This is a genomic window from Amycolatopsis ruanii, assembly GCF_003385175.1.
Lineage (GTDB): Bacteria > Actinomycetota > Actinomycetes > Mycobacteriales > Pseudonocardiaceae > Amycolatopsis_E > Amycolatopsis_E thermalba.
On the sequence record NZ_PQHY01000031.1, the window covers coordinates 56,021 to 69,489 of the forward strand.

Consider the following 13,469-nt stretch of genomic DNA (forward strand, 5'->3'; position numbering starts at 1 on the left):
CCGCAGCCTGCCGAACACCGCACCGCCGACGGCGCGCCGCACACCATCACCGAAGCCCACCTCACAACGCGGCAGGCTGCGGCGCTGTCCGGCCCCGCAGCCTGCGGAACGCCGCATCGCTGAGGGCGCGGCCGCACACGGTCACCGAGCCCACGCACTGGCCGTCCGCGTCCAGGATCCGTACGTCGTAGCGTGGCCGGTTGCCTCGGGTGCCGGTCTTCGCCCAGCTCAGGACCGCTCCGGTGGACGGGCCGGCGGGCACCGTGGCGGCCAGCCGCGTCAGTACGAAGCGGGTGCCCTCCTGCCGCTGGTTGTCCGCGTACTCCAGGAGCGTCACGAACTGCCGCGCCGCCTCGATCAGCCGTTCCGCGGTCCGCCCGCCGTCGAGGTGGTGCCCGGCCGGCGGCGGCAGCACGGTGACGCGCCAGTCCTGCTCGCTCTCGGCGAGGTCGCCGACGACCACGTTCTCCGCCCGGCGGCGGTGCACCAGTCGCCGATCGACGGGCCGCACCACCCGGCGCGGATCCTCCACCGAACCCACGGGCCACTCGACGGCAGCGCCCACCTCGACCGCGCCGGAACCGGCAGACCGCACCGGATCCTCCACCGAATCCACGGGCCACTCGACGGCAGCGCCCACCTCGACCGCGCCGGAATCGGCAGGCCACGCCGGATCCCCCAGCGAACCCAGGGGCCACTCAGCAGTGGCGCCCACCTCGATCGTGCCGGTCATGATCGTCCGCCCCTCCTGACCGGCCTCCACCCGCCACCGCCCGGTGCTCGACTCGCTCGGCTCGGCGGTCAGCTGGACCGGCGCGTCCAGTTCCCCCATGCCCCGGAAGTCGAGCGTCAGGACTACAGCGGGCTCCGCCCCGGCCGGGCGCACGAGGTCCAGCGCGGCGCTCAGGAGCAGCATCCCGGGCAGGTGGTCGAGTTCGTGGTCGAAGAAGAACGGGTCGTCGAGGTCGGCCACGAGTTCCCGGGTTCGCCGCCACCGGTCGACCACGAGCACGTCCGCCAGCGGCGCCCGCCGGGCCGGCCGGAACGGGCCGCCGTCGTGGTAGGCGGTCGGGATCAGGGCACCCTGGCGGATCCCCGGCGGGAGACCGAGGATCTCCGCGACCTCGGCCTCCCGCCGCAGGTGACAGGTGGTCCACACGGTGCCGAGACCGCGGGCCCGCGCGGCGAGCAGGTAACTCCACGCGGCCGGGAGCAGCGAGCCCCACAGGCCGGCCTGGCTGCCCTCGGGCAGCCGCGACGCGACGAGGCACGGCAGCACCAGCACCGGCACCCGGTGCAGGTTGTCGGCGAGGAACCGGGCGCTGTCCAGGTCCCGGGACGGCCCGGGGTCGCCCAGCTCGGCGACGTATTCGGCGAAGCACCGCCGGTAGACCTCGGCGATGCGCGCGCGCTGCTCCGCGTCCCGCACCACGATCCACCGCCACGGCTGCCGGTTCCCGCCGCTGGGCGCCTGCACGGCGACCTCCAGGCACTCCCGGATCACCTCCGGCGCGACGGGCCGGTCGAACCGCAACCGCCTCCGAACCGCGCGGGTGGTGGTCAGCACCTCGTCGATCGGCAACGTCATCGGAATCCCCTTCCGCGATACCAACGGTGATTCGACATTACCGAATAATCCATCACTCTTGTGGGTTAAATCACAGCGTTCTCCGGGCACGAAAGAGGGCCACCCCTCCGCCAGGAGAAGTGGCCCTCGTCGCGCCGGAGCGCGGTCACTCTTCGTAGGTCAGGTTCTTCCCCGACGACGGATCGAACAGCTGCACCTTCTGCACGTCGAACCACACGTCGAGCGTGCCGCCCTCCCGGGCGCCCGACGACGGGGACAGCCGGGCCGTGATGGACGCTCCGCCGCCCGGCACGTCGTCCGCTCCGGCGTCCGCCGCCAGCTCCGCCAGCTCGGACGACGTCGCCGTCGCGCCTTCCACCGTGAAGTACGCGTACTTCTCCGAGCCCATCGACTCCAGCACGTCCACATGGGCGCTGAACACGCACCCGCCGCGCGTGGCGGTGTCGTCGAGCAGCCCGGCGTCCTCGAAGTGCTCCGGCCGGATGCCGGCGATCACCTCCCGCGGCGCACCGGCCGCCTCCGCCAGGCGGCGCAGCCGGTCCGGCAGCTCGACGGTGCCCAGCGGGCTCTTCAGGCTCCCGTCCTCCAGCGTCGCGGGCACGAAGTTCATCGACGGCGACCCGATGAATCCGGCCACGAACAGGTTGGCCGGGTGGTCGTAGAGGAACTGCGGCGACCCGATCTGCTGCACGTACCCGGCCCGCAGCACCACGACCCGGTCGCCCAGCGTCATGGCTTCGGTCTGGTCGTGCGTGACGTACAGCGTGGTCGTGCCGAGCTGGCGCTGCAGCTTCGACACCGACGTCCGCATCTGCCCGCGCAGCTTGGCGTCCAGGTTGGACAGCGGCTCGTCCATCAGGAACGCCTTGGGGCTGCGCACGATCGCCCGGCCCATCGCCACCCGCTGCCGCTGCCCGCCGGACAGGTTGGACGGTTTGCGGTCCAGGTGCGGGGTCAGGTCCAGGATCTCGGCGGCCTCCTCGACCTTCGCCTTCACCGTGGCGTCGTCGATCTTCGCCAGCCGCAGCGGGAAGGCCATGTTCTCCCGCACGCTCATGTGCGGGTACAGCGCGTAGGACTGGAACACCATCGCGATGTCCCGGTCCTTCGGCGCCTTCTCGTTCATCCGCTCGCCGTCGATGCGCAGCTCGCCGGAGGAGATGTCCTCCAGCCCGGCCACCATGTTCAGCGTGGTCGACTTCCCGCACCCGGACGGGCCGACCAGGATGATGAACTCACCGTCGGCGACCTGCAAGTCCACTTCGGACACGGCGAGCGCACCGTCCGGATAGCGCTTGCTCACCTTGTCCAGCACGATCTCAGCCATGGCGCTACCCCTTCACCGCACCGGAGGTCAGCCCCGCGACGATGCGGCGCTGGAAGAACAACACGAACAGGATGATCGGGACGGTGATCACGACCGCGGCGGCGCAGATCGTCCCGGTCGGGTCCTCGAACTGCGAGGCCCCGGTGAAGAACGACAACGCCGCCGGCACCGTCCGCGACGCGTTGGTCGAGGTCAGTGAGATGGCGAACAGGAAGTCGTTCCAGCAGAAGATGAACACCAGGATCGCGGTGGTGAACACGCCCGGGGCCGCCAGCGGCGCGATGACCCGCCGGAACGCCTGGCCGGGCGTGGCGCCGTCCATCTTGGCCGCCTTCTCCAGTTCCCACGGGATTTCCCGGAAGAACGCCGACAACGTGTAGATCGCCAGCGGCAGCGCGAACGTGATGTACGGCAGGATCAGCCCCGGCCAGGTGTCGAACAGCCCGAGCGTGCGCTCGATGTTGAACAGCGGGCTCACCAGCGACACCTGCGGGAACATCGCGATCAGCAGCGAGACCCCGACCAGCAGCTGCTTGCCGGGGAAATCCAGCCGCGCGATCGCGTACGCCGCCATCGTCCCCAGGATCACCGCGATCAGCGTCGCGATGATCGAGATGCCGATCGAGTTGATCAGCGCCCGCACGAAGTCCAGGGTCTGGAAGATGTCCGCGTAGTTCTCCAGCGTCCACGAACGCGGGATGAACTTCCCGTCGTCGATGGTGTCCTTCGTCTTCAGCGACAGCGACAGGATCCACAGCACCGGCACCAGCGCGTAGACCACCACCACGATGTCGATCAGCGTCCACTTCGTCTTGCGGCCGGTGGTGACCGCTCCGCCCATCACCATCAGCGCTTCCCTCCCTTGTCGCTGCCCGGCGCCGCGGTGCCGAACAGCTTGATGAAGATGAACGCGATGATCGCGACCGTGATGAAGATGAGCACCGACATCGTCGACCCGATGCCCAGGTTCAGGCCCTTGATCAGGTTGTTGTAGGTCTGCATGGACACCGACGACGTGTCGTTCTGGCCGCCGGTGAGCACGTAGATGTTGTCGAAGATGCGGAACGCGTCCAGGGTGCGGAACAGCAGCGCCACCAGGATCGCCGGCTTCATCACCGGCACGATGACCTTGATGAACCGCTGCCAAGCGCTCGCGCCGTCCATCGCCGCGGCCTTGAGCAGGTCGTCCGGCACCAGCGCGAGCCCGGCCATCAGCAGCAGCGCCATGAACGGCGTCGTCTTCCACACCTCGGCGAGGATGATGATCGCCATCGACGGCAGGTACTGCGTCAGCGGCGCCGAGTCCCCGGCCAGGGTGTTGGCCAGGTAGCCGGTGTCCGGGGTCCACGCGTAGTACCAGGAGAACGCGGCGACCACGGTCACGATGCCGTACGGGATCAGCGACACCGTGCGCACCAGGCCGCGCCCGACGAGCGTGCGGTGCATGATCAGCGCGAGCACCATGCCCAGCACCAGCTCGATGGCCACCGAGATGATCGTGAGGGCCATCGTGGTGCCGAACGCCGTCCACCAGTAGGAGTCCGACAGCACCGCCGCGTAGTTGGCGAGCCCGACGAACTCGGTGTTCTGCGGGAACCGCAGGTCGTACCGCTGCAGCGACAGCCAGATCGAGTAGACGATCGGGTACCCGGTGACCGCGACCATCACGAGCGCCGCGGGCGCGCACAGCAGCCAGCCCAGCCGCCGCTCCGCCCTCTTCCCTTCGCTCAGGGCCGCTTTCCCCGTTCTCGCCGTGGTCTGTGGCGTCGTGGAAACGTCCTCGACCGTGCTCACGGGATCACCCCTTTCGAGTTCAGCGCGTCGGTCAGCTTGCTGCGCAGCTCTTCGGCCGTCCGCTGCGGATCGATCTCCGACGGCGGCGACAGCACCTTGGAGATCACCGTGGACAGGCTCTGGTACGCCGGGGTCAGCGGGCGCACCGCCGGATCCTTGAGCGCGGCGAGGATCGCGTCCCGCATCGGGTACGCGGTGGCCATGCTCGGGTTGTTGTCCGCGTCGACCGGCTTGGTCGGGTCGAGCGGGGTGTCGTCGGTGTAGAGCGCCTCGATGCTCGGCGGGACACCGTCGTTGAGCGCGGAGAACTTCTGGCTCTCCGGGCTGCGCAGGCACAGCGCCGCCTCGAACGCCTCCGGCTTGTGCTTGGAGGTGGTGCTGACCGCGAGGTCGTAGCCACCGATCGTGGTCTTCGCCGGGATCCCCGGGTCGACGGCCGGGTAGGTGGACCACTTGAAGTGCTGCAGGTCCTGCGGCTGCTCGTCGGCGTAGGAGGCGTAGACGAACGGCCAGTTCAGCTCGAACGCGCCGTTGCCGCGCTGGAACGCCTGCCGGACGTCGTCCTCCTTCTGGTTCGTCAGCGACGGGTCGGTTATGCCGCTGGAGGTGACCCGCTTGAGGAGCTCCAGCGCCTGCACCGCGCCCTCGTCCATGACCACGGACTTGCCGTCGTCGGAGAGGATGCGCCCGCCCGCGGAGGCGACCAGCGTGTTGTAGATGACCACCAGGCCCTCGTACTGGGCGCCGGTGAACAGGATGTTGTGCGGTTTGCCGGCCGCCTTGAGCTGCTCGGCCTGGTTGATCATCTCGTCCCAGGTCGCGGGCGGCCGCGGTGTGATCCGGTCGTCGTACCAGAGCAGCTGGACGTTGGTGTTCTTCGTGGCCGCGTACAGCTTGCCGTTCCAGGTGGCGGTGGCCAGCGGGCCGGGCAGCACGCCCGCCTCCGCCTGCGCCTTGTTCGGCCCCGTCCACTCCTCGGCCCAGCCGGCCTCGGCGAACTCCGGCACCCAGGTGACGTCCAGGCCCAGGATGTCCAGGCCGTCGTCACCGGCGGCGAGCCGTCTCGCCATCTGCAGCCGCTGGTCGTCGGCGCCGCGCTGGAGCTTGTTGTAGACGATCCGGTAGCGCCCCTCGGCCTTGGCGTTGCAGTTGTCCACGACCGACTGGAACGTGTCCTCCGGCGCGTAGTACAGGTTGAGCGTGATCCCCTGTTCGGATCCACAGGCGGTCACCAGCCCGGCGGTCAGCATGCCCGCGCCGACCACCGCTGCGATCCGGCCGGGCGGCCTGCCCCGGCTCTTACCGTTCCCCATCAGGCCTCCTCCTCGGCACGCGGCCGGCGGGAGACCCACCCCGCACGCCGTCGTGCATGCAATCAAGCAACCCGAGGGTGTCAACCCGGGTCGCACGATCGGTGGGAACTGAAACTATGCCCGGCGATCACCGTCCGCAAGCGGTGGAGGTCACGATTCAGTCCGTTGCCCCGGATGGCCGCATCGCGAGCTTCGCCAGCAGGTCACGGCCCTGCTCAGCGTTGCGGGGCTGGCACAGGACGTCGTAGCGGCCCGCGACCAGCTGGCTGGCCGAGGCGAAGTCGCGGCGGCCGCGCGAGGAGGCGTAGCTGATGGCGGCGAACACCAGGCCGAACAGCACACCGGAGACCAGGCCGACCAGGATCGGCTGGTAGGTGACCGTCGCGCCGGAGGCGAACATCGCCAGCAGGAAACCCACGAACAGGCCGAACCAGGCGCCGGAGATCGCGCCGGTCATGAGGACGCGACCCCACGACAGCCGGCCCAGCACCCGCTCGACGAGCATCAGGTCGACGCCGACGATGGTCACGTCCTCGACCGCGAACTGGTTGTCGGCGAGGTAGTCGACCGCCCGCTGCGCCTCCTGGTAGGTGGCGTAGGAGCCGATCGGCCACCCCGTGGGCGGCGTCGGCAAGCGCGGCAGGCCCTGTACTTGACGGCCGCCGGAGGAGAACGGGCTGGTCACGGTCATCACCTGTGCTGTCGTAGTGATCGAGTGACTTCATCCTGCCAACCCCCATGAAACCACGCGAACCCGACACACCAGGGGTTGATCAGCTCTTGACCTGGTACTCGCGCAGCAAGCCGCGGCTGATGATCGTCTTCTGGATCTCGCTGGTGCCCTCGCCGATGAGCAGGAACGGCGCCTCGCGCATCAGGCGCTCGATCTCGTACTCCTTGCTGTACCCGTAGCCGCCGTGGATGCGGAACGCCTCCTGCGTCACCTCGGCGCAGTACTCGCTCGCGATCAGCTTCGCCATGCCCGCCGCCACGTCGTTGCGCTCGCCGGTGTCCTTCAGCCGGGCCGCGTTGACCATCATCAGGTGCGCGGCCTCGACCTTGGTCGCCATCTCGGCCAGCTTGAACGCGATCGCCTGGTGCTGGGCGATCGGCTTGCCGAACGTCCGGCGCTGCTGCGCGTACTCCACCGCCAGCTCGAACGCCCGGATCGCGATCCCGCACGCCCGCGCCGCCACGTTCACCCGGCCCACCTCGATGCCGTCCATCATGAACGCGAACCCCCGGCCCGGGGCCTCGCCGAGGACCTGCGACGCCGGGATCCGGAAGCCGTCGAACACCGCCTCGGTGGTGTCGACGCCCTTGTAGCCCATCTTGTCGATCTTGCCCGGAATCGTCAGCCCCGGCGCCACCTCACCGAAGCCCTCCGGCTTCTCCACCAGGAAGGTCGTGAGGTTCTGGTGCGCTTTCTCCGCGCCTTCGTCGGTACGCACCAGCAGCGCGATCAGGTTCGACGAGCCGCCGTTGGTCAGCCACATCTTCGACCCGTCGATGACGTAGTCGTCCCCGTCCCGCCGCGCGCGCGTCTTGATCGCCGCCACGTCCGAGCCCAGATCCGGCTCGGACATGGAAAAAGCACCGCGAACGAGTCCTTGTGCCATCTTCGGCAAGTACTTCTGCTTCTGCTCCGGCGTGCCGTGCCGGGAGATCATGTGCGCCACGATGAAGTGCGTGTTGATCACACCCGACACGCTCATCCACCCGCGCGCGATCTCCTCGACCACCAGCGCGTAGGTCAGCAACGACTCGCCCAGCCCGCCGAACTCCTCGGGAATGGTGATCCCGAACAGCCCCATCTCCTTCATGCCCTCGACGATGTCCGCCGGGTAGGCGTCCGCGTGCTCCAGCTCCTGGGCGTGCGGGATGATCTCCTTGTCCACGAACGAGCGGACGGTGGACAGGATCTCGTGCTGCACGTCGGTGAGACCGGCGGTCCGGGCCAGACGGGCCATGGGGCGACTCCTGTGTCTGCGGGCGTTATTACCGGCGAGTATCGCGCCCGCCGTGCGATCCCGCATATGGCGCGCCTCACCCGGGGGCGGACTCCTCCGGCTGCCGCGGCGCCGGCGCCTGCCCGTTCACCTGCCGCTCGGCGGACTTCTCCGGGTGGGCGGTGTGCCGTTCGAGAAAGCGGAGCAGCTCGACCGGGAACGGCAGTACGAGCGTGGAGTTCTTCTCCGCCGCCACCTGCACCACCGTCTCCAGCAGCCGCAGCTGCAACGCCGCCGGGGCGTCGGCCATGATGCCCGCGGCCTCGGACAGCTTGTGCGACGCCTGCAGCTCGCCGTCGGCCGAGATCACCCGCGCCCGGCGTTCCCGCTCGGCTTCCGCCTGGCGCGACATCGACCGCTTCATCGACTCGGGCAGCGCGACGTCCTTGATCTCCACCCGGTCGATGTGCACGCCCCAGTCCAGGGCCGGGCTGTCGATCATCAGCTCGAGCCCCTGGTTGAGCCGCTCCCGGTTGGAGAGCAGGTCGTCCAGGTCGCTCTTGCCGATGATCGAGCGCAGCGAGGTCTGCGCCACCTGCCCGACGGCGAACCGGTAGTCCTGCACGTTGACGGCGGCGACCACGGGGTCGATGACCTTGAAGTACACGACGGCGTCGACACGGACCGTCACGTTGTCCCGCGTGATGCCCTCCTGCGCGGGCACCGGGAGGGTGACGATCTGCATGTTCACCTTCTGCAGCCGGTCGGCGCCCGGCAGCAGCATGGTCAGGCCCGGCTCGCGGACGTTCGGGCGGACCCGGCCGAACCGGTACACCAGCCCGCGTTCGTACTGCCGGACCACGCGGAGGCTGGTGGCGAGCCCGGTGACTCCCACGGCCGCGACGACGGTGATGATTTCGGCCAGCATGGCGGCTCCCAGGGGTGCGTGTCCCTTGACGCGATGTTACCCCCGTCACAGTCATTGGGAAGTGCCCGATCGCTGGCACTCTGGGTGACGTGCGGGTACCTGAGGAGTTCGCGGAGCGGCTGATCGACAACGAGGGGGACGTGGTGCGGCCGTGGCTGGCCGCGCTGCCGGACCTGGCGGACTGGTGCTGCCGGCAGTGGGGGCTGGCGATCGAGGGGCCGCCCTGGCACGGCTACACGGCGCTGGTGTTCCCGGTGCGCCGCGACGGCGAACCGCTCGTGCTGAAGCTCGCCTGGCAGGACGACTGGACCCGGGACGAGCCGGTGGCACTGTCCACCTGGGATGGTCGCGGCGCGGTGCGGCTGCTGGAAAGCGCTCGCGGCGCGCTGCTGCTGGAACGGCTCGACGCGTCCCGGACGCTGCTGACCGAGCCGCTGGACAAGGCGCTGGAGATCGCGTGCGGCCTGCTGCACCGGCTGACCGTCCCCGCTCCCCCGCTCGGCCGCACCCTGCGCGACGAGGCCGTCCGGCTCGCCGAGGAGATGCCCGTGGAATGGGCGCGGCTGGGCGGGCCGGTGCCGAAGCGGTTGCTGGACGCCGCGGTCGCGGTGTGCCGGGACCTCGGCCCGGAGGCCGGGACGTCACTGGTCAATCAGGACCTGCACTACGAAAACGTCCTCGCCGGGTCGCGCGAACCGTGGCTCGTGATCGATCCGCAGCCGATCGCCGGGGATCCGGAGTTCGGCCTGATCCCGTTGCTGTGGAACCGGTTCGACGAGTCCACAGTGGAAGAGCGGGCCCGGGTGCTGACCGCCGGGCTGGACGCGGACCGCGCCCGCGCCTGGACGCTGGTGCGGGCCGTGGACGACTGGCTGTGGGCCGCCGAGCACGGGGGTTTTCCCAGCGTGCCGATCCTCAGTGCGATCGCCGAGTGGGCGGCGCTCGCCTAGTCCCCACCCGCCAGCCCGCCACCGCCCTCAACCGACGCGCTACGCGCGGCTCGCCTAATCTTCCAGCATGGCCGGAGTGAACAGAGTCTTCGCCGCCCAGCTGGCCGGCCTGCCGGTGTTCGGGCCGGACGGCGAGTCGATCGGCAAGGTCCGCGACCTGGTCGCCGGCCTGCGGCTGGATCAGCAGCCGCCGCGGGTGCTCGGTCTCGTCGTCGAGCTGGCCACCCGGCGCCGCGTGTTCGTGCCCATGCTGCGGGTCACCGCGATCGAACCGACCGCCGTCACGCTCGCGACCGGCTCGGTCAACATGCGCCGCTTCCACCGCCGCCCCAACGAGGTGCTGGTGCTCGGGCAGCTGATCGACGCGCAGGCCCGGCTGGCCGCCACCGACGCGCGGGTCACGGTCGCCGACGCGGCGATGGAACCGGTCCGCACGCGTGACTGGGTGCTGGCCAAGCTCGCCGTCCGCGAGCGCACCGGGCGGCTCGGCCTGAGCAGGCGGCGGTCGTCGCTGCGGGTGCTGCCCTGGTCGGAGGTGCGCGGGCTGAGCCTGACCGACCTCACCGGCCAGCCGCAGGGCGCCGGGCAGCTGCTCATGCTGTTCGACACCATGCGCGCGGTCGACATCGCCGCGACCATGCGCGACCTGCCGACCAAGCGGCGGCACGAGGTGGTCGACTCGATGGACGACGAGCGGCTCGCCGACGTGCTGGAGGAGCTGCCCGAGGAGGACCAGAAGGAGCTGCTCGCGCACCTGGCCGAGGAGCGCGCCGCCGACATCCTGGAGGCGATGAACCCGGACGACGCGGCCGACCTGCTCGCCGAGCTGGCCCCGGCCGACCAGAGCCGCCTGCTCGAGCTGATGCACCCGGACGAGTCCGAGCCGCTGAAGCGCCTGCTCACCTACTCGTCGGACACCGCGGGCGGCCTGATGACGCCGGAGCCGGTCATCCTCACCCCGGACGCCACGATCGCCGAGGCGCTGGCTCACATCCGCAACCCCGACCTGCCCGCCGCGCTGGCGAGCCTGGTGTTCGTGTGCCGCCCGCCGACCGAGACCCCGACCGGCCGGTACGTCGGCTGCGTGCACTTCCAGCGCCTGCTGCGCGAGCCGCCTGCCGAGCTGGTCGCCAGCGCCGTGGACACCGACCTGCCCGCCCTGGGCCCGGACGCCGAGCTGCCGGAGATCACCCGCTACTTCGCGGCCTACAACCTCGCCTGCGGTCCGGTCGTGGACGACCAGGACCACCTGCTGGGCGCCGTCACCGTCGACGACCTGCTCGACCACCTGCTGCCCGACCGCTGGCGCGAGACCGGGCTGGCCGACATCACCGAGGGACAGGAGATTGACAGTGCCTGAGTTGACCGCGCGGCGCCGCCTCGACCAGCCCCGCTCCGGCCGCGGGCCCCGGGTCAGCATCGACCCGGACAGCTTCGGACGGCTGTCCGAGCGGCTGGCCCGGTTCCTCGGCACCGGGAAGTACCTGTTCTGGCAGACGCTCATCGTGATCGTGTGGATCATCATCAACCTGAGCGCGGCCGCCCTGCGCTGGGACCCGTACCCGTTCATCCTGCTCAACCTGGCCTTCTCCACCCAGGCGGCGTATGCGGCGCCGTTGATCCTGCTGGCGCAGAACCGCCAGGACGACCGCGACCGGGTGTCGCTGGAGGAGGACCGGCACCGGGCGGCGCAGACCAAGGCCGACACCGAGTACCTGGCGCGTGAGCTGGCCGCGCTGCGCCTGGCCGTCGGCGAGGTCGCCACCCGCGACTACCTGCGCGGGGAGCTGGACAAGCTGCGTGAGGACCTCAACACGAAGCCGCGACGTGGCAAAAGCAATAGGGCCCAGGCAGAGGCCATTACCGGTCCGTAGCATGGTGGGGTGACCAGTACGCAGCAGATCCCCAGCGCCGAGGACGTCCGCGCGGCGCTGAAGGACGTTCACGACCCCGAGATCCGCAAGCCCATCACGGACCTCGGAATGGTCAAGGACGTCGCGGTCAGCGAGGACGGCGTCGTCACGGTCGCGGTGTATCTGACGGTCGCCGGCTGCCCGCTCAAGGACACCATCACCAAGGACACCCAGGCCGCGGTCGGCAAGCTCCCCGGTGTGCGCGAGGTCCGGGTGGAGCTCGACGTGATGAGCGACGAGCAACGCACCGAGCTGCGGAAACAGCTGCGCGGGGATTCGGCGGAACCGGTCATCCCGTTCGCCCAGCCGGGCTCGATGACGCGGGTGTACTGCGTCGCGTCCGGCAAGGGCGGGGTCGGCAAGTCGAGCGTGACGGTCAACCTGGCGGTGGCGATGGCCCAGCGCGGGCTGTCGGTCGGCGTGGTCGACGCGGACATCTACGGTCACTCGGTGCCGCGCATGCTGGGCGCGCGCGAGAAGCCGACGAAGGTCGAGCAGATGATCATGCCGCCGCAGGCGCACGGCGTGAAGGTCATCTCGATCGGCATGTTCACCTCGGGCAACACGCCGGTGGTGTGGCGCGGGCCGATGCTGCACCGCGCGCTGCAGCAGTTCCTGGCCGACGTGTTCTGGGGCGATCTGGACATCCTGCTGCTGGACCTGCCGCCGGGCACCGGGGACATCGCGATCTCGGTCGCGCAGCTGATCCCGAACGCGGAGATCCTGGTGGTGACCACGCCGCAGCAGGCGGCGGCCGAGGTCGCCGAGCGGGCCGGCGCGATCGCGATGCAGACGCGGCAGCGGATCGCCGGGGTCATCGAGAACATGTCGTGGCTGGAGACGCCGTCCGGGGAGCGGATGGAGATCTTCGGCTCCGGCGGCGGCCGGACGGTGGCGGATTCGCTGTCGAAGTCGGTGGGCACGGAGGTGCCGCTGCTGGGCCAGGTCCCGCTCGACCCGCGCCTGCGTGAGCAGGGCGACGCGGGGCTGCCGCTGGTGCTGGCGGAGCCGGAGGCCCAGGCGTCGCAGGTCCTCCAGGACGTGGCGAAGAAGCTCTCGGTGCGGGCGCGCGGGCTGGCGGGCAAGATGCTGAACCTCAGCCCCAGCGGCCGCTAGGGCGCTTGAGAACCCAAGGTAGCTGGGTGGTCATCCCGTCGCCTGACACTGGACGATCACCTTGAGCCAGGGCCGCAACCCGGGCTCTCTCCGGCGGCCGACGGTGCCAACCTTGCGGCCCTGGCTCAAGGTGATACGCACAAACCGGAAGGCGACGGGATGACCACCCAGCGACCACCCACCCGAGGTGAGACAACAACGGTCCCCCGTCATCCCGGAGCCTGCCCGTCCGGCGAGGACATCTTTTGATCTTTAGAGGTGACGTTGGGCAGGCGGGGAGTCCGCCCTGCGGGCGGGCAACGCCCTGCGGGCGGGAGCGCCTCACGGCGCCGAACGGTCACCTTACGACCACCCCCGCCCCCGATGCCTGATTGTGTTTCAGTCGCCGAGCAGGCGTGTCAAGGCGGGAAAGAGTACCTTGACACGCCTGGTCGGCGACCAAAGACCGGCTGTGGATCGGGGGCGGGGGAGGTCTGGTTGGGGTAGTCGGTCCTGCTGCGTTGCCAGGCGGGGGTTGTGCAGGGCTGCCGCGCGGCCCTTGGGGTAGTCGGTGCTGTTGCGTTGCCGGGCGGGGGTTGTGCAGGGCTGCCG

The 13,469-nt window shown here is 70.0% G+C and carries 12 protein-coding genes; 4 read left to right on the forward strand and 8 right to left on the reverse strand.

From position 1 onward, the window contains the following. Positions 1-61: 61 nt before the first annotated feature. From D0D28_RS37370 to D0D28_RS18540, 8 genes are all read right to left on the reverse strand, one after another. The gene (locus D0D28_RS37370; RefSeq protein ID WP_205413295.1) at positions 62-1,588 is read right to left on the reverse strand and encodes a nitroreductase family protein; all 1,527 of its coding nucleotides are present in this window, start codon (positions 1,586-1,588) and stop codon (positions 62-64) included. Between the two features lie 145 nt (positions 1,589-1,733). Continuing rightward, entirely contained in the window at positions 1,734-2,915 is a 1,182-nt protein-coding gene (locus D0D28_RS18510) for an ABC transporter ATP-binding protein (RefSeq protein WP_094006860.1), read from the reverse strand. Positions 2,916-2,919: 4 nt separating this feature from the next. Beyond that, positions 2,920-3,762 carry a carbohydrate ABC transporter permease gene (locus tag D0D28_RS18515; RefSeq protein ID WP_094006861.1) on the reverse strand — a complete coding sequence of 281 codons (843 nt, stop codon included), beginning with the start codon at positions 3,760-3,762 and terminating at the stop codon, positions 2,920-2,922. After that, a complete protein-coding gene (locus D0D28_RS18520; protein ID WP_094006862.1) occupies positions 3,762-4,709 on the reverse strand; it encodes a carbohydrate ABC transporter permease in 948 nt (315 codons plus the stop codon). The genes D0D28_RS18515 and D0D28_RS18520 overlap by 1 nt, the downstream gene beginning before the upstream one ends. Beyond that, positions 4,706-6,022 (reverse strand): ABC transporter substrate-binding protein, encoded by a 1,317-nt coding sequence (locus D0D28_RS18525; protein ID WP_094006863.1) that lies wholly within the window; start codon positions 6,020-6,022, stop codon positions 4,706-4,708. The genes D0D28_RS18520 and D0D28_RS18525 overlap by 4 nt, the downstream gene beginning before the upstream one ends. Positions 6,023-6,179: 157 nt before the next feature. After that, complete coding sequence (locus tag D0D28_RS18530; RefSeq protein WP_094006864.1) at positions 6,180-6,713, reverse strand: general stress protein; 534 nt, start codon at positions 6,711-6,713, stop codon at positions 6,180-6,182. 82 nt (positions 6,714-6,795) lie between these two features. Further along, positions 6,796-7,992 carry an acyl-CoA dehydrogenase family protein gene (locus D0D28_RS18535; protein ID WP_094006865.1) on the reverse strand — a complete coding sequence of 399 codons (1,197 nt, stop codon included), beginning with the start codon at positions 7,990-7,992 and terminating at the stop codon, positions 6,796-6,798. A gap of 76 nt (positions 7,993-8,068) precedes the next feature. Further along, positions 8,069-8,899, reverse strand: a complete 831-nt coding sequence (locus tag D0D28_RS18540) for a slipin family protein (RefSeq protein WP_094006866.1) — start codon at positions 8,897-8,899, stop codon at positions 8,069-8,071. An 80-nt stretch (positions 8,900-8,979) separates the two neighbouring features. Between D0D28_RS18540 and D0D28_RS18545 the strand changes: the two genes are divergently transcribed. The 4 genes from D0D28_RS18545 (at position 8,980) to D0D28_RS18560 (ending at position 12,878) form a co-directional block, all read left to right on the forward strand. Next, positions 8,980-9,849, forward strand: coding sequence for an aminoglycoside phosphotransferase family protein (locus D0D28_RS18545; protein ID WP_429728359.1), 870 nt, complete (start codon positions 8,980-8,982; stop codon positions 9,847-9,849). A 67-nt stretch (positions 9,850-9,916) separates the two neighbouring features. Beyond that, on the forward strand, positions 9,917-11,209 hold the full coding sequence (locus D0D28_RS18550; RefSeq protein ID WP_094006867.1) for a magnesium transporter MgtE N-terminal domain-containing protein: 1,293 nt from the start codon (positions 9,917-9,919) through the stop codon (positions 11,207-11,209). Next, positions 11,202-11,723, forward strand: a complete 522-nt coding sequence (locus tag D0D28_RS18555) for a DUF1003 domain-containing protein (protein ID WP_094006868.1) — start codon at positions 11,202-11,204, stop codon at positions 11,721-11,723. Before D0D28_RS18550 ends, D0D28_RS18555 begins: the two co-directional genes overlap by 8 nt. Positions 11,724-11,732: 9 nt before the next feature. Continuing rightward, a complete protein-coding gene (locus D0D28_RS18560; RefSeq protein ID WP_116111429.1) occupies positions 11,733-12,878 on the forward strand; it encodes an Mrp/NBP35 family ATP-binding protein in 1,146 nt (381 codons plus the stop codon). Positions 12,879-13,469 lie beyond the last annotated feature (591 nt).